Raw genomic sequence first — 16,332 nt, forward strand, 5'->3', positions numbered from 1 at the left:
TGATTGTGTGAGTTATAAAATTATCCTATGTATTCAATTACTGTAATTAAATTTCACTACATATTTATTACTACCAAGATTAGATAATCCTGAAAATCTTTAATTCGCCACTGACGAATTTCCCCCATGCGAGAAGATACTAATCGCACGATCTTCCCCATTCCCGGTATCGTCGCTAATTGGACAAAAGTAGCTTCAGCTAACTGTAGAAATCGCTCGGCAGTACGAGCATTTCCATTTACCAGAATATAATTTGCTTGTTGCCTGATATCTTGAGTAGCACGATTTTTGACAATTAATTGATAACTCATGTCTGTTGCGAATCGTCACCGAAAACAGATGCGCGCAACTTCTGCCAGTATGCAGCATTCACGGGTTCTCCCTCTGAGTCTAAACCCTCTTGCAACAAATTTTCTAACTTCGCTTGTGCCTGTTTTCGCTGGCGATCTTGCTGCACCAAATCTAGGAAATACTCTACCGCACTGGTGTAATCCCCTGCCTGAATTTGAGCTTCAATATAGGTTTGCAGATCTTCTGGTATGGCAAGAATAACGTTCATCGTCACCACAGATTTAGGATATCTATCATTGTAGCAACTGGCTCTAGGTACGGATATCAGCCTAAAATTTATTGCATAAATTGTCACCATCAGGCTTCTGACCTGCTGAGGAACACAACCGCTGCTACCGAATACGGTATAATTTCCTCGTGACATAAAAGCATTTTATAATAAATATGCACTGCACGATGGACTCGATTTATGGATTCAAAACTTGCAGCGGGCGATCGATCTAAATCCTGACAAATACCGAGAAATGGCAAAAACAGACTCGGATTTTGACAACGTGCGATCGCACCCTCAGTTTCAAGCCTTGATTGAAGAATAGTGATAGCTAGCAGACGCGATCTGATAGAATAATTAATAATGAGGCAAAAGAAAGATGACTCAACTAAATGTAACTGTAATTAATGGCAGATTTCCCGAACTCATCGCCAGTATTGAAGATAGTGGAGAACGAATCGTCATAGAACAGGAAGGAAAGGCGATCGCTGCTATCATTACTTATGCTGACCTGAAGCGACTGGAAGCACTAGAAGCTGCCCTCATTAACAAAGCAAAACTACAAGAATATGAATGGCTAAAAGTTGCGATCGCCAATCCAGCCTTTGATTCTTTTAGAGATTCAGCCGAAGATATCTACACTTTAGCTGATGGCTTGCCATTCCATGACTCAGAATGGATTAAAATAGCGATCGATCCTGATTGTGGTTCGATTCTTGACCCCGAAGAAGACATTTATACCCTAGCTGACGGTAAACCTTTTCATGACCAAGGGTAAGATTTTCCTAGTACCGTTTCCCTATGATGATTTATCGGCAAACAAACTGCGTCCAGTAGTTTGTTTGAGTAATCCTTTGGGAGCGAGGCGTCATGTTATTATTGCTTATATTACAAGTCGCCTGCCCACAAATCTACTGGAAACAGATATCGTATTAGATGCTTCTCATCCCGACTTTCCTGCTTCGGGACTGCGGGTTCCATCTGCTATCAGGCTGCATCAACTGGTGACTGTTTCTACAGTGGTTGTTCAGCGTGAGTTAGGTGAATTATCATCAAATATACAGGCTCAAATTGCTGAAAAGCTCTGCAATTTTCTAAGTCAGTGATGGCAGATATTTGAAAATTATACTTGGGGTGAGGTTTGTCATACCTCATGCCGATCGCCCTTTCTGCTCTTCTACGCAATTAGCGGAAAAATTTAGTATTAATCTATACGTAGAAACTCAATACTTACGTATATAGCAGACAAAGTTGAAAAGATGGCAGAGTTCTTGTAGAATTGCCATAAATAATCAATTATCGGCGATCGCTAGCCTTCAAACTCCAGCGAAACCTTAATATAAAAGCAAAAGCGACAATTTTAAATAAAATTAATGAGGTGAAAACCCTTGCAAAATGTAGTTAGCAAAGAAAAGCCCCTCGATTCCGTGGAAAAAATCAGCTCCGTCAACGCCCAAAAAGCTCAAACGCTGTACGATCGCGGTAACGCCCTAGAAGCAATGGGACGGCTGTCAGCGGCGATCGCATCTTGGTCAAAGGCGATCGAACTTGAACCGAAATTTCACGAAGCTTGGTACAACAAAGGCGTAGCCCTCAGAAAATTGGGACAGCTACCCGAAGCGATCTCCGCTTACAACAAATCTTTAAAAATTAAACCAAAAAATGCAGAAGCGTGGTATAATCGCGCGAACGTTTTGCGGAAGATCAACAGACTCTCAGACGCCATCGTCTCCTACGAACAGGCGATCGAACTCAAGCCAAACTATCACGAAGCTTGGACGAACCGCGGCAACACCCTCGTAAACTTGGGAAAATTATCAGAAGCGATCGACTCCTACGACAAAGCGATCGCCATCCAAGCAGACTACTCCGAAGCTTGGTACAACAAAGCATTCGCCCTGAAACACTCCGGCCAAAATACAGCGGCGATCGCATCCTACGACAAAGCGATCGAACTAAAACCAGACTTGTATCAAGCCTGGTACAACCGCGGGTTAGTCCTAGCCGATGAAAAACTCTACCCCGAAGCCGTCGCCTCCTACGACAAAACCCTGCAACTACGCCCGAATTCCCCCGAAGTCTGGAACAAACGCGGCACGGCGATCGCCCAAATGGGAAAATTTGAAGCAGCGATCGTATCCTGGGACAAAGCGATCGAACTCAAGCCAGACGACAGCGAAACCTGGTACAACCGCGGCCTGGCCTTGGCCAACTTACAACAGTTTGAAGAAGCCATCGCCTCTTGGGACAAAACCTTAGAGTTGCAGCCAGACAACATCGAAGCCTTATACAACCGCGCTGTCGCCCTCAAAAAAATCCAACGATTTACCGAAGCAATCGCTTCCTACGATCGCATCATAGCCATCACACCAGACGATCCAAATCTTTACTATCAAAAAGCCTGCGTCTGGGCCCTAGAAAAAGCCGTGGGCGATCGCACAAACAGCCCCGAAGCTGTAGCAACCAGCATCCAGAAAGCTATCGAAAACTTATCAAGGGCGATCGAACTAAATCCGGACAAATACCGGAAACTATGCCAAAATGACTCAAAATTGCGTACAATACGGGAAGAAGTGCGGTTTTTAGCTTGATTTCAGGGTAGCAATGATTGATGGATACCAATGCCGCACTGTAACCTTTTTAGGCAAAACAGTACCTCCAACCCCAATCATGCAAACCCTAGACAAAACTCAAGCAAAATTTGCTCAACTTGCAGCCCACCTCAGAGAAGTTACTGACATCGAATCAGCCTCGTCGCTGCTGCATTGGGATCAGGCGACTTATATGCCCGCCAAAGGTGCAACCGCCAGAGGCCGTCAGTTGGCCACTCTCAAACAAATATCCCACGAAAAATTTACTGACCCCAAAATAGGCGAACTCCTAGAAGACTTGCGTTTCTACGAACAAACCCTTCCTTACGACTCCACCGCAGCCAGCCTGATCCGCATCGCCCGCAGAGACTACGATCGCGCCGCCAGAGTCCCCGCAGCCTTCATGTCCGCACTTTGCCGCCACCAAGCCGACTGCTACGAAGTTTGGGCCACAGCCAAAGCAGAAAACAACTTCGCAACCGTCGAACCCTATCTCGAAAAAACCCTAGAATTAAGCAGACAGTACGCCGACTTTTTCCCCGGATACGAACATATCGCCGATCCTTTGATCGATCGCAGCGACTACGGCATGAAAGTATCCCTGCTGCGCCCGCTGTTCGCCCAACTGCGTCAAGAATTAGTCCCAATAGTCGAAGCCATCACCTCCCAACCCGCCGCCGACGACTCCTGCTTGCACCAATACTTCCCAGAAGCCCAGCAACTAGAATTCACCCGCACAGTAGTACAACGCATGGGGTACGACTTCCAGCGCGGACGGCAAGACACCACGCTTCACCCCTTCATGACCAACTTCTCCATAGACGACGTGCGTATCACCACCCGCGTCTACGAAGATCATTTGGATCAAGCTTTGTTCAGCAGCATCCACGAAGCCGGACACGCCCTCTACGAACTCGGCAATTCATCGGAATTTGAAGGCACACTTCTCGCCGGTGGCATTTCCTCCGGTGTGCACGAAAGCCAGTCGCGACTTTGGGAAAATTTAGTCGGGCGGAGTCGCGGTTTTTGGCAGTGTTTTTACCCGCAACTACAAAGCCTATTTTCGCAGCAGTTGGGCGACGTATCCCCAGACGCATTTTACCGGGCAATTAACAAAGTCGCGCGATCGCTCGTCCGCACCGACGCTGACGAAGTAACCTACAACCTCCACGTCGCCATCCGCTTTGACCTAGAATTGGCAATGGTAGAGGGCAAACTAGCCGTCCGTGATCTACCCGAAGCCTGGAACGAACGCTATAAAACTGACCTCGGCGTTGTCCCCGCCACCGACAGCGATGGTGCGATGCAGGACGTTCACTGGTACGTCGGGACGATCGGCGGAATGTTCCAAGGTTACACCCTCGGCAACTTGATGAGCGCTCAATTCTACGAAACCGCAGTCAAAAACAATCCCGAAATTCCCGCACAAATAGAACAGGGCAATTTCAGCGTACTCCACGACTGGCTCAAACAAAACATCTACCAGCACGGCCGCAAATACACTCCTGTCGAATTGATCGATCGCGTTACCGGTTCACCTTTAAGTATCGATCCCTTTGTCCGCTACATTCGCCACAAATACGGAGAATTTTATGTCATTTGACGGATAGCAATTTCAGATTGCAGACTTTAAAATGAGATTAAAAAAAGTAGGCGCTCGAAAAGATAGGGCGATATTCAGATAGTATCGCTCTATTTTTCAGGTCAAATAAAAAATTTCAAATAAGGGAGTATGTATGTCTGAACTCTTTCAGGCTGTTATTGCCAGCGACGAAAAAACCGACTTGCGGCAGTTTGCCAGCGATTTGCGGGCTTTGGGGAATAAATATTTACTGCGAAACGACATAGTTAGCGCTTTTGCCGCCTACTGTACCAAATACGAAAAGCCCGAACAGTTCCATCAATCTTCTCATTTGAGCAAACTGATTTATTACGTTCAGGAAATTATTCTCGAAGAGGCCAGCCTTTGCGTCCTGCTGCGGCCAAAAATTGCGACAATGGAAATAGTGCGAGTGGGAGATGACTTGACACTGGAAGCGATGACAGTGCAAGAATTGCTCGATGTGCGCGATCGCTTCGTCAACCACTTTCACCCCCAAGAAGGCGACATCCTCGAACTAGATTTCGGCCCGTTTTACGACTATTCCCCCTCCATTCGCGACCCCAAAAATATCGGCAAAGGAGTACAATTCCTCAACCGATACCTGTCCAGCAAACTGTTTCAAGACTCCAAACAGTGGCAGGAAACTCTATTTGATTTCTTGCGCATTCACCGCTACAACGGCGTACAGTTACTAATTAACGATCGCATAAAAACCCAAGAACAACTTTCAGAACAAGTCAAAAAAGCCCTCACCTTTGTCAGCGAACTTTCTGAAGACGAACCCTACGAAAGATTTCGATTTGTCCTGCAAATGATGGGTTTGGACGCAGGTTGGGGAAATACCGCAGCCCGCGTCGGAGAAACCCTAGGAATTCTCGACGAATTAATCGATTCCCCCGATCCGCAAACCCTAGAAGCATTTATTTCTCGCATCCCGATGATTTTCAAAATCGTCCTAGTTTCTCCTCACGGCTGGTTCGGCCAAGAAGGAGTTTTGGGGCGGCCGGATACGGGAGGACAAGTAGTTTATGTCCTAGATCAAGCCAAAAATTTAGAGAAACAACTGCAAGAAGACATTCATCTTGCCGGTCTCGATAGTTTAGGCGCAAAACCTAAAGTAATTATTCTCACCAGGCTAATTGCTAACAGCGACGGCACGCGCTGCAACGAACGTTTAGAAAAAGTTCACGGCACCGAAAATGCTTGGATTTTGCGGGTTCCCTTCCGGGAGTTCAATCCCAAACTAACTCAAAATTGGATTTCGCGTTTCGAGATTTGGCCTTATCTGGAAACTTACGCGATCGATGCCGAAACCGAACTGCTGGCTGAGTTTCAGGGGAAACCGGATTTAATTATTGGCAATTATTCAGACGGCAATTTGGTAGCATTTTTGCTGTCGAGAAAACTGAAGGTTACTCAGTGTAATATAGCCCACGCGCTGGAAAAATCTAAATATTTGTTCAGCAATCTTTATTGGCAAGAATCTGAAGAAAAATATCATTTCGCGATGCAATTTACTGCTGATATAATTGCGATGAATGCGGCTAATTTTATTATCAGCAGCACCTATCAAGAGATTGTGGGTAAACCCGATAGTGTCGGGCAGTACGAATCGTACAATTGTTTTACTATGCCGGATTTGTACCACGTTGTGAACGGCATTGAATTGTTCAGCCCTAAATTTAATGTTGTGCCGCCGGGAGTCAACGAAAGCGTGTATTTTCCTTACACGCGGACAGAAGACCGGGTGCAGGGCGATCGCGATCGGCTCAACGAACTGCTGTTTACCCTAGAAGACCCCGAACAGGTCTTCGGAACGCTCGACGACCCGCAAAAGCGCCCTTTATTTTCGATGGCCAGGCTCGATCGCATTAAAAACATGACAGGCTTAGCAGAATTGTTTGGTAAAAGCCAAGAATTGCAAGAAAAATGCAATTTAATTCTGGTAGCCGGCAAGCTGAGAGTCGAAGAAACCGAAGATTACGAAGAAGCAGAAGAAATTAAAAAGCTCTACACAATTATCGAGCAATACAACCTGCACGGTAAAATTCGCTGGCTGGGAGTGCGGCTTTCCAAAAGCCTGTCCGGCGAAATCTACCGGGTAATCGCCGATGGCCAAGGTATATTTGTTCAGCCAGCCTTATTTGAAGCTTTCGGTTTGACAATTCTCGAAGCAATGATTACCGGCATTCCCACTTTTGGGACACAGTTTGGCGGCCCGCTGGAAATCATTCAAGATGGGGTAAATGGGTTTTATATCAACCCGACTAACCACCAGGAAACTGCCCAAAAGATTCTCGATTTCTTCTCTAAATGCGAACAAAATCCCAACTATTGGTATGAAATTTCAACGCGAGGAATTGACCGAGTTTACAGCACCTATACCTGGAAAATTCACACTAGCAGGCTGCTGACTCTGGCCAAGACTTACGGTTTCTGGAACTACTCGTCTCAGGAAAACCGCGAAGATATGCTCCGCTACATAGAAGCGCTGTTTTATCTGATTTACAAGCCGAGAGCGAAGGCTTTATTGGCAGAACACGCGAACCGATAAGTGACGATTTTGGATTTGTAGGGGCCGGTTGAGAGAAAAAACTTGGCCTCGGAGCGATCGACTTTGTACAAGACCCGCTAGTAAAGATTTGTGAAGGAGAGCAGGTTTTGTACAATAGGACTTACGCTAAAAAATCCAGTTTCTACGACAATATTGGCTTTGGTAACGAAACATCTCCTCAAAAACCCGGTTTTTGAGGAATCGCCCGAAACGGCCCCTACTTCCAATTCGTAACTTCCAACTAGCAACTCCTGACTGCTGCTGTCCCATTGCCGAACTTCTAAAGGCTTGGAAAGATATTTTTTAGAAAGCTATCCGGGTAATACAATGAGATTGAGAAACATGAAAACAGGGAAACCTTGTCAAACTTTAGCAACAGGATCAAACTTATGCGTGTAACTACTGTTACGATTTTCAGCTTGCTCGCTCTGCTCGCTCCAGGGCTGACTAAAAAGGCAAATGCAGCCTTCGAGTCCAAACCCTTTGTGCAGGAACAACAGTATCGCAGAGACTTTACAGCTCCCGCCGATCCAGGTGCGTCGGTACAGCCCGATGCGAATTCCCAAGGAGATATGTTTAACAAGCCTTTTTATGCAGGGGAGCAAAAGCCTGTCAGAAAGGAAAAAACTATCTCAGCAGGAGCAGACGGCCCAGAAGTTGCGGCCATACAGCAGCGGTTGCAAGTTCACGGTTTTGCGATCGGGACGATCGACGGTTCCTATGGTTCTCGCACCACATCTGCTGTCAGTTCTTTTCAGAAGTCTAAAAGCTTGAACTCCGACGGGATCGTGGATAAACAAACTTGGACAGCTTTAGCAGCAGATCCGGCGCGGGCTCCTGAAAAATTGCAGAGCGATGCTCCAATTCAGAACAGCGATTCAATTCAGAGCAATGCTCCAACTCAGAACAGCGCTCCTGTTCGCGGCAATCCTGCAACTGCTCTGACTAAAGGTGCTGCTGGTTCCAAGGTGAAGACGCTACAGGTGCGTTTGGAAATACAGGGTTACGAGCCGGGCCCGATTGACGGCATTTTTGGCGCTCGCACTGCTACGGCTGTCAAGAAATTTCAGGAGTCTAAGGGTTTGACGACTGATGGCGTGGTGGACGAAATCACCTGGAAGGCGATCGGGCAAAACTAAGTGACGAGTCCGAAATTGGGAAAATTCCTGTGGCAATAACTCATCATTGAACCCGGTGTCCAAAAATGACCGGGTTTCTCGATGTTGACATATCGCTATGTTGTATGTTAGGATAGTTGAATGTCCAAATGCGGATATGGCGAAATTGGCAGACGCGCCAGATTTAGGTTCTGGTTCCGAAAGGAGTGAAGGTTCAAGTCCTTTTATCCGCATACCATAGAGTATCCGGCGGTTGAAACCGCTTCTATACAAACAAAACCCGCCTCCGCGGGTTCAATAGTGCGCAGTTAAAATCACCAGATTTTATTAATTATCTTCAGTCCGCGGAGGCGGACTTCGTTTGTGTAGACGCGGTTTCAACCGTACGTCGTATCTTAAAACCAGCGCTTTTTCAGTTTCTTTAAGTGCGATCGCCTTAAATTGTCCACCAATTGCCGCAACTGAGCCAAATTTCCCGCTTCACCGCCATACTTCCAGCGCACGTAAGCCTGCGAAACTTCTTCAATTACCTCAGCTTCATCAGTTGGATGATTGCCGCGCATTGCCTCAGCATACTCCAAAGGCGTTTGAGCTTTTTGCTTGGCAAATCCCCGACTCGCCAAATCCTTCAACATTTGCTGATAAACCCCCTCCACCGGCGGCAATTTCCCTAGCCAGCGCCGGTAGCGCCATTTGCGCCAACCTTCCCAAATTAACCAGCCAATAAAGCCAAAGCCGATCGCACTAATTAACCCAGTAAATAACCCCACCCAACCCTTAGCAAACTGTCCCAGAAACCAGCCGAGAATCAAACTGATCCAGCCAATCACAAAACCGATAACTGAATCAAGCCCGCTTCTGAGAGGCGTTGGTAGCCAACCCGCGATCCACTTCCAAAACGATTCGATCGCGCTAAAAGTCTGGTTGTCTTCCACCGAAGCCGGAATCAGCGGATAACCGGGAATCGGATTAAAAGCGAACCAGCCGTAATTAGGAAAATATACCTCCGTCATCAAAAAAGCGTCAGTATTTTTCACAACATACAAACCAGTAAACGGGTTGAATTCCCCCGTATCGAAACCGCCAGCCATTCGCGCCGGAATCCCGATCGATCTGAGCATAATAGTCAGTACCGTCGAAAAATGGTCGGGATATCCGCCTGTAACTTTTTTGCCGTCTTGCGTGTTTTGATAGCCAAACAGAAAACCCTCGACTAAATCTTCACTTTCCTCTAAATAAGGCAAAGCTTTTACAAGTTTGTAGTTCGGGTTTTGCTTCAAATATTGAGCTAAGTACAAAGCTTTTTCGTAAGGAGAATCGATCGCCCTGTCCGACTTAGCCACTCTTGTTCTCGCCAACAAAATTTCTTCAGTTTTTTCTCGCACCTTGGCGGCAATTTTCGGCGGCAAATCCAAATAGAACTTGCGAACATTTTTCGGGTAATTAGTACCAGTTTGCCCCAACAAAGAGCGATCGCGAAAAGGTACGTTAGAAATCACCGTATATGTCAAACCATCCGCCAATTCCACAGGCGATCGCAAACCTCCCTCCGCATCAATCGCCACTTCCGTCGTCGGAAAATAAAGTTCCTTCGGCTTGCTTAAAGCCGGAATCAAATTCGGCAACTGAGCAAGAATAGTATAACTTTGAATCACCTCTTGAGTGCGAGGTGCATTGGGAAAAGGATTCAGATAAAATTGATAAGACCAGCGAGGTCGATTCACCTTAAAAGCTTGTTCGTTGCGAGAAATTTCCCAACCCTGACCAGTGTATTTGTCAAAGCCTAACACCCGCCAAAAACCCGCCGCCTGCGATCGCACGCGCATCACCACTTGAGGTTTCATTTCCCCCCGCAAATTTTGATTGATGCGCTGGTTGAAACCGTAATAAAAAGTAGAGTCCACATCTCCTGGCCCTTTGTCTGGGTTTCTCCCCCTTCCTCCGCCAGTTCCTTTTTGATTTCCTCCCTTGACATACCCCGGATTCAGAATGCTGCGCGAGTCAAACTCCCCCTGATATTGAATGGGAGCACTCACCGGAAAAGTCCGCAATTGATAGCCCGGAAGGCGCGGCAAAAACGCAAAAATACTCAGTCCCAACCCGACAGTTATCAGCAGCAGCCAACCAAAATACTTGGGGGATAAAGTAGCAGCAAATAACGACCAGTTGTTATTTTTTCCTTTACCTTCTGTCGAATCGCGAATGCTTTCTAGCTTCGTCGATGATAGTCCCAAGCGCGATCGATAATCTAGCACCAAAGTCGGCAGCGCTAAAGCCAAAAACAACAACAGCAGCGGCCCAAAAGTCAGGGTTTGGCTGATCGTCGCTGCTACACTCAACAGAATCAGCCCGATGACGATCGAATAGCCCAAATCCTTGCGGCGGGGCAAATCGAAGCTGTGCAGGACTTGAATGTTAATTAACAGTTGCGCCAAAACTAACCGCGTATCGTTTAATTCTCCTACCAAACGGGTAAAAAAAGCGAACAGCGCCACCAGCATGGCAATAGCTATGCAGAATTTAGCAGCTATATTGCGATCGCGGCGGCGATACCAACTCCAAGTTGCTCCCACAATACTGACAGGCACAGCCCACAGGTTCAGGCTTTCTTCAGCAGCAACGTCAGTAGCTACAATTCCCACAATTACCAACAACTGAACCAGGATTCGCAGCAGTAAAGAATCCTCAATCACCGGCGGAGGCATTGCCTCAATCTGCTCCCACAGCTTACCTAAAACAGGTATCTTTCGCAGGTTATCAGTTGTCATGTGCACCCATCCAAGTCAGTCTATTTTAGATTTTGGATTTTAGATTTTAGATTTTCTCGCAGCTTTGAATCTGGGAGGGCTTTAACTAATCTCTAAAATTTTTTGCTTTCCACGACAACAGAAGTCGGGGGATTGCATTTGTTTTTGTGTGAGGTCAAACCGCAGAGTAAAACATACATTGTTTACTCTAATTTTACCAGAAAGAATTGGTTTAAAGCCTCTTCCTTGTAGGCAAAAATTAAAATCAGACTATTCATTAATCCAATCCTCTTCCTTCCAAGTAGATGTAGCTGTCAACTGTCAACTGTCAACTGTCAACTGAACTTTCTATTTGCTATTTTGTCTTCACAAAGTTGGACGAATAGCAAACATCAGAGGTCGGCTATCGAAGTTTTGGAATCTCACTTCTAGAGCATAAGTCTTGTCAGGTTGCGGGTCAAACAACTCCACACTTAAATGCCCGGAATTCGGACGATGTGCAGTTGCTTCGGCATCTCCTCCCTTGAGTTCCAAACTTCCTCCCCCAGGAAATTCGCACTCAACTCTTAAACACGGCCTTGGTGGTTCTGTATTGCGGTTCGATAGGTATTGAGCTTGCAGAGTCAGCGAGCCCAAAGCAGTCAGCCACTCCCGCGAAACCGGGGGCTGATTTACAGGACAATTCAAAGTTAAAGACTCAATGATTTGTCGGGCGGCCAACAGCGACATTAGCATTTGTTGATCGGTAGTTGCCTCGGAGTAATTCGGTAAATCTTCTACTTCTGAAGCTGTAATTCCTCTGGCCGCACCCATGAGTACAAAACCAGCTAATTCGTTAAGTTCCTGAGACTGGCCCGGAAACAAACTATCTACAGCGCGAACTAACTTCGCACCTTCCCGCAGCGACGACATTACCAGTTCCTGACAAGGTTCTAGCAGTTGAGCAAAAACCCCTTGGGCGATCGGAATTGGCAGGCGACCCCATCTAATATTTTGTAGTTGGGGAGTCCAGATATGTAGGGGGGGAACCCATTGGGGGGCTACATCGTCTGGGTAGTCGTGTTCGTAGCTTTTGATTTCTGTTTCCCAGGGGAACAGTGGCGGGTTGGATTCAATTTCGGCTCTAAGCCTTTGTTTTAACAAGGTCTGAAAACGGTCTTGCACGGTCGGTATATCTCCAATAGTCAGCGGTTGTGCGGGTGCATTGCTGTGCGCCCCCACTTGATAATCCAGCGGGTCTGGTTCGTCCCATTCCCAGTATTCCACCCCAGAATTCTCTTCGTCGCCCCACTCTTCTGAGGGATGGGGCTCATTGAGGTTGTCATGATCTTCGCTAGAGGTATTCGCGATTGGCGCCTGCAATATCCAGTCTAAGAAATGGCGATCGAAAGCCTCTGCATCCCTGTTCGTTTCGTTATTCATCAGTAGATGCCCCTTCTCCGGAATCTGAACGATTTCGCAATTCCCAGGCAAGTTCGAGTAATTTAAACCACCGTTTCTGTACCTGGGCTACCGTGCTGCCGAGGGTTTGCGCGATCGCTGACTCTGACAGACCCTGTTGTTTCAACTTTAGCAAACGCTGTCCCTCTGGGCCAATTTGCTCACCAAAAATTTGCCACTCAGAAGGCAGTAAACCCAGATTGCGATCTAAGTCTGCTTCCAGCCACTGGTGAACCAGTTCCCAGCGGTGCGACATGGCAAACCTGAGCAAATGGTACTTGAAGCGCTGCTGCAAATAGTCCCTTTGGCGCGGAGTTATGTTTAGAAGCGACTCTATTTCATTAGTCGGCAAGTCTTGCAAGCGCAATATGAAATAATCGGCGCATTCTTGTTGGTTGCGCTCTTTCAAGTAAGCGACTAATTCGTCAATCACATTTTGGCGCAAAGATTCTGACTCGTCGCCTTGGGGGCGAATTGCCGAGGAACCCTGTCCCGCCATTGCTTCCCGCACCGAGTGCACCGAGGTGTCGTTCCAAGTTTGGTCGGAATCTGAAGCCCCACCGTCGGCGGCTTGTTCCATATCCACGGAGGTTTCTTTGGGTTGTTGCTGGGAAAAGGTTTGGGCCCGCAAAATAATTAGTTGCTGGCTCCGGTTGCGAGGCAAAGGAATGCGCCGCTTGCCGAAACGCTCTACAAAAGCCATGTACTCTGCTAGTTCTAAGCGAGTGCGGGGACTGTAGGTAGGTGGCAGTTGGGTTTCCCGCCGGAATGCCTTTAAAGCTTCCAGATAAAATCCCTGCAAGAAATCTTTGATCAGTTCTACTCGCGCCTGATAGCTAGACTGCACCTGGGGAGGGGTGATGTAGCGATAGACGATCGCGCTGAGGGTACTGTGCAATTCTACTCGCCCGGGCCCGGAGCCTAAATTTTCATAGTGGAGACATTGTTGCAAGCGGTGCCGGGCGAGGCTCTCGGCTGCACCTTCTATGTCTCCTGAGTCTTGAATCCGCTGACTTTCTGTGCATATCCTGGTGACTTCTGCTGCGAGTCGCCCTGCTACATCTTGGCAATTCTGCTCAGACGCGCGAGTGGACTTTTTGAGTTCGTCTAACAGCAGTTGAAATATGGTTTCCACGCTCTGGCAGATTTCCCGCATGATTGTTTACAGCTCACATTGAAATTAGCACACTCTGGTACGTTAAATTTGGGATTTTACATTTTATAGTGGGCAGTGCTAGGTATCACATACTTGCACCTGCACCTGTTACCGTGAAATTCTTAAACTCAAATCTCAAATTAACTGACTAATGGATTTAGATCTACAGATTCGATCGCTGATCGACAAAGCTCCGCCTGACGGTTCGACGCCACAAATCTTAGAGGCGATCGCCCCGGCGCTGGTTTTAATTGCCCAACAGCTACAGCACCTCGAATACTCGATCCTGCAATCGGTAGACGAAAGTTGGGCGATCGTGGTTTTGAGCAATCTCAAGCAACCGGGACGGGAGAAGAAGGTGATTTATGCTTTTCCTACTTTTCAAGATGCTTCCTCCGCTGCGGCGGCTGGGGGCGATCGCGTGAGGCCGGTGCCTTTGCCTGTCACTCACATTTTATTTCAGATGATCGCTCTCGAAGGTCTCGACAGCATTGTTTTTTTTGAAAATCCCGGCAATCAGGAAGTCGGGACGGAAATCCCTCGCCAGCAAGTGCAAGACTTAATTAACCTTTACTTGCAACAGTATCGATCGGCTCCACCGCCAGATATTGCATAAATAACTCAATTTCTGATTAATTTGTAATAGATCGGACGTACGGTTGAAACCACGTCGATAAAAACGAAGTCCACTCGCCTGCGGTGTAAAGAAAAAAACGTAATTTTAACCGCCCATTCTTCAACCCGCTTGGAGTGCGTGAGTGTTTGTATCGACGCGGTTTCAACCGCCCGGTTTTCTTAACCTGCTAATAAAGCCGACTCAAAACGTAATCTGCCAAGTCAATCAAGGCTTGACGGGACTCAGAATGGGGCAGCGCAGCCAAGAATTCGACGGCTTTCTGGGCGTGATTTGTGGCTAGTTCTCGCGAGCGCTCTATGCCTTGAGAATCTTCTATCAGTGCCAGGGCCTGCTCTAAATCTCCTTCTTGGGCGAACTCCCGTTCTATGAGAACTTCCAAATAAGGCTTTTCTTCTAGGGCAAATAGCGCTGGCGCTGTCAGATTACCGCTGATTAGATCCGATCCTGCGGGTTTCCCCAAAGTTTCCGTTGAAGCAGTGAAATCCAATATATCATCTACTATTTGGAAGGCTAAACCAATGTTGCGACCGTAGTTGTACAAATCGTCTGCTATTTCCGCTGAAACCTCGCTCAAACAGCCCGCTGCTTTAGAACTGTTGGCAATTAAAGACGCTGTTTTGTAATAACTTTTTTCTAAGTACGCTTCGATCGACAAACTGGTGTCAAATCCATTTAATCCCTGTTGAATTTCCCCCTCAGCTAAATCCATAATCACTTCTGAAAGCAGTTTGACTACTGGCAGGTTGTCCAGATTGGCCAAGTGCCAACTCGATTGAGCAAACAGAAAATCTCCCGCCAATACTGCCACTCGGTTGTTAAACCGACTGTGTACCGTCGGTACTCCCCGCCGCAGATCGGACTCGTCCACCACGTCGTCGTGGACTAGACTGGCTGTGTGGATCATTTCGGTGATTTCCGCGAGGCGGCGGTGTTTTTCGGTGATTTCCCGATCGGGCATTGTCGCCTTGGCCATCAACAAGACTATTGCGGGTCTCACCCGTTTTCCCTTTGTGCCGAATAAGTATTCCGCAGCCGCGTACAAGATGGGATGACGGGCACCCACTAACTGTTTCAAGTTTTCTGTCAACAGTCGCAGGTCTTCTTCAACCGAGGAAAATAGGAGAGTGCTAGAGATCATGGATACGCCGACTCAAGCCGTAAAGTAACAAAATTTTACATATCATATCTTTATTTTAAGGTAATTCTCTGCAATAGGGAAGAAGAATCTAGGCGATCGGCAGTTATTTGTTGTCTGCCACCAGCTAGGACTGGCCCAACTGCCAGAGGCGGGTAGCCGACTGTCAGAGGGATTGTCCCTATTGTATCGAATTGTTAAGGACAGTGATCAAAAATATCTAAATCCCAGAAACCCTGTGCTATTATAGTTATTAAGGATTTAAACAATTCTATACATTAAGTACAGGCTGTACTTGAACCTAGCTGGCAGGTAGTTTTCAGATGCCTGTAAGAATTTCGTAGAGCCAGCCTTGTTAGTCGATCGCAGCGAAAATTTCTGGGACAGATTTTTAGTTCCTCGCGGCTAAAAACTTTCAGGAATTAAGACTAGCGCATGAGATGTGCACGGTAGCTCAAAGCAGCTAAAGTGGATGGTTTTACGCTGTTCAAGCATTTGTAAAGCAGTAAATCATTATTGACCCCGCCCAAAAACAGGTAGAAGCCGCGACAATCGTCGTGGAGATCCCAAAATTTTAGACATTAGTTGAAGCTCCCAGATTCATCTGCCGAGTCAATCTAAAATCTAAAATCTAAAATCGACTAACCGGGAACGCCTAAGTGTTCCGGGAAGCCTGATATGGAAAAGTAGCCTTCAGAACCAAGGCATAGTCTTGCGTGCTGACTTAATGTAGTAGGTCTTGAACTTGTCCCCCTCCTCCTCCTCGTCCTTGACTTTTGGTTCTAATTA

General features: G+C 47.0%; 14 protein-coding genes and 1 tRNA gene. 9 read left to right on the plus strand and 6 right to left on the minus strand.

Annotation, left to right across the window (positions count from 1 at the left end; all coding sequences use genetic code 11):
- Positions 1–56: 56 nt before the first annotated feature.
- Both QUB52_RS11175 and QUB52_RS11180 read right to left on the minus strand, forming a co-directional pair.
- Positions 57–311: a type II toxin-antitoxin system RelE/ParE family toxin gene (locus tag QUB52_RS11175; protein ID WP_332973251.1), complete on the minus strand. Its 255-nt coding sequence runs from the start codon at positions 309–311 to the stop codon at positions 57–59.
- Positions 308–715, minus strand: a complete 408-nt coding sequence (locus QUB52_RS11180) for a ribbon-helix-helix domain-containing protein (RefSeq protein WP_332973250.1) — start codon at positions 713–715, stop codon at positions 308–310. The genes QUB52_RS11175 and QUB52_RS11180 overlap by 4 nt, the downstream gene beginning before the upstream one ends.
- A 25-nt stretch (positions 716–740) precedes the next feature.
- Between QUB52_RS11180 and QUB52_RS29255 the strand changes: the two genes are divergently transcribed.
- The 8 genes from QUB52_RS29255 (at position 741) to QUB52_RS11215 (ending at position 8,661) form a co-directional block, all read left to right on the plus strand.
- The gene (locus tag QUB52_RS29255) at positions 741–887 is read left to right on the plus strand and encodes a TPR end-of-group domain-containing protein (protein ID WP_442923401.1); all 147 of its coding nucleotides are present in this window, start codon (positions 741–743) and stop codon (positions 885–887) included.
- Positions 888–941: 54 nt separating this feature from the next.
- Positions 942–1,340 (plus strand): type II toxin-antitoxin system Phd/YefM family antitoxin, encoded by a 399-nt coding sequence (locus QUB52_RS11185; protein ID WP_332973249.1) that lies wholly within the window; start codon positions 942–944, stop codon positions 1,338–1,340.
- Positions 1,327–1,668 carry a type II toxin-antitoxin system PemK/MazF family toxin gene (locus QUB52_RS11190; protein WP_332973248.1) on the plus strand — a complete coding sequence of 114 codons (342 nt, stop codon included), beginning with the start codon at positions 1,327–1,329 and terminating at the stop codon, positions 1,666–1,668. The genes QUB52_RS11185 and QUB52_RS11190 overlap by 14 nt, the downstream gene beginning before the upstream one ends.
- Before the next feature lie 282 nt (positions 1,669–1,950).
- Complete coding sequence (locus QUB52_RS11195) at positions 1,951–3,153, plus strand: tetratricopeptide repeat protein (protein WP_332973247.1); 1,203 nt, start codon at positions 1,951–1,953, stop codon at positions 3,151–3,153.
- A 79-nt stretch (positions 3,154–3,232) separates the two neighbouring features.
- Positions 3,233–4,756: a carboxypeptidase M32 gene (locus QUB52_RS11200; RefSeq protein ID WP_332969886.1), complete on the plus strand. Its 1,524-nt coding sequence runs from the start codon at positions 3,233–3,235 to the stop codon at positions 4,754–4,756.
- A gap of 133 nt (positions 4,757–4,889) precedes the next feature.
- The gene (locus QUB52_RS11205; RefSeq protein WP_265233378.1) at positions 4,890–7,310 is read left to right on the plus strand and encodes a sucrose synthase; all 2,421 of its coding nucleotides are present in this window, start codon (positions 4,890–4,892) and stop codon (positions 7,308–7,310) included.
- Positions 7,311–7,699: 389 nt separating this feature from the next.
- Entirely contained in the window at positions 7,700–8,449 is a 750-nt protein-coding gene (locus QUB52_RS11210) for a peptidoglycan-binding domain-containing protein (protein ID WP_265233377.1), read from the plus strand.
- Positions 8,450–8,579: 130 nt separating this feature from the next.
- Positions 8,580–8,661, plus strand: a tRNA-Leu gene (locus QUB52_RS11215).
- A gap of 162 nt (positions 8,662–8,823) precedes the next feature.
- Here the strand turns inward: QUB52_RS11215 and QUB52_RS11220 are convergent.
- The 3 genes from QUB52_RS11220 to hetZ form a co-directional block, all read right to left on the minus strand.
- The gene (locus tag QUB52_RS11220; RefSeq protein WP_332973246.1) at positions 8,824–11,196 is read right to left on the minus strand and encodes a transglutaminaseTgpA domain-containing protein; all 2,373 of its coding nucleotides are present in this window, start codon (positions 11,194–11,196) and stop codon (positions 8,824–8,826) included.
- Between the two features lie 345 nt (positions 11,197–11,541).
- Positions 11,542–12,597: a hypothetical protein gene (locus QUB52_RS11225; protein WP_332973245.1), complete on the minus strand. Its 1,056-nt coding sequence runs from the start codon at positions 12,595–12,597 to the stop codon at positions 11,542–11,544.
- Positions 12,590–13,771, minus strand: coding sequence for a heterocyst differentiation protein HetZ (hetZ, locus tag QUB52_RS11230; RefSeq protein ID WP_265233373.1), 1,182 nt, complete (start codon positions 13,769–13,771; stop codon positions 12,590–12,592). Before hetZ ends, QUB52_RS11225 begins: the two co-directional genes overlap by 8 nt.
- Positions 13,772–13,922: 151 nt before the next feature.
- On the opposite strand from hetZ, the gene QUB52_RS11235 reads away from it, so the two are divergent.
- Positions 13,923–14,387, plus strand: coding sequence for a hypothetical protein (locus tag QUB52_RS11235; protein ID WP_265233372.1), 465 nt, complete (start codon positions 13,923–13,925; stop codon positions 14,385–14,387).
- A gap of 187 nt (positions 14,388–14,574) precedes the next feature.
- Here the strand turns inward: QUB52_RS11235 and sds are convergent, their stop codons facing one another.
- Complete coding sequence (gene sds / locus QUB52_RS11240; RefSeq protein ID WP_332973243.1) at positions 14,575–15,546, minus strand: solanesyl diphosphate synthase; 972 nt, start codon at positions 15,544–15,546, stop codon at positions 14,575–14,577.
- Positions 15,547–16,332 lie beyond the last annotated feature (786 nt).

Origin of the sequence: Microcoleus sp. A6-C6 (assembly GCF_036705955.1) — a bacterium.
Classification (GTDB): Bacteria; Cyanobacteriota; Cyanobacteriia; order Cyanobacteriales; family Microcoleaceae; genus Microcoleus.

Excerpts from the sequence above, each read along its gene's own strand:
- QUB52_RS11175 (WP_332973251.1), bottom strand. The coding sequence starts at position 311 with ATGAGTTATCAATTAATTGTCAAAAATCGTGCTACTCAAGATATCAGG.
- QUB52_RS11180 (WP_332973250.1), bottom strand. The coding sequence starts at position 715 with ATGTCACGAGGAAATTATACCGTATTCGGTAGCAGCGGTTGTGTTCCT.
- QUB52_RS11185 (WP_332973249.1), top strand. The coding sequence starts at position 942 with ATGACTCAACTAAATGTAACTGTAATTAATGGCAGATTTCCCGAACTC.
- QUB52_RS11190 (WP_332973248.1), top strand. The coding sequence starts at position 1,327 with ATGACCAAGGGTAAGATTTTCCTAGTACCGTTTCCCTATGATGATTTA.
- QUB52_RS11200 (WP_332969886.1), top strand. The coding sequence starts at position 3,233 with ATGCAAACCCTAGACAAAACTCAAGCAAAATTTGCTCAACTTGCAGCC.
- QUB52_RS11205 (WP_265233378.1), top strand. The coding sequence starts at position 4,890 with ATGTCTGAACTCTTTCAGGCTGTTATTGCCAGCGACGAAAAAACCGAC.
- QUB52_RS11210 (WP_265233377.1), top strand. The coding sequence starts at position 7,700 with ATGCGTGTAACTACTGTTACGATTTTCAGCTTGCTCGCTCTGCTCGCT.
- QUB52_RS11220 (WP_332973246.1), bottom strand. The coding sequence starts at position 11,196 with ATGACAACTGATAACCTGCGAAAGATACCTGTTTTAGGTAAGCTGTGG.
- QUB52_RS11225 (WP_332973245.1), bottom strand. The coding sequence starts at position 12,597 with ATGAATAACGAAACGAACAGGGATGCAGAGGCTTTCGATCGCCATTTC.
- hetZ (WP_265233373.1), bottom strand. The coding sequence starts at position 13,771 with ATGCGGGAAATCTGCCAGAGCGTGGAAACCATATTTCAACTGCTGTTA.
- QUB52_RS11235 (WP_265233372.1), top strand. The coding sequence starts at position 13,923 with ATGGATTTAGATCTACAGATTCGATCGCTGATCGACAAAGCTCCGCCT.
- sds (WP_332973243.1), bottom strand. The coding sequence starts at position 15,546 with ATGATCTCTAGCACTCTCCTATTTTCCTCGGTTGAAGAAGACCTGCGA.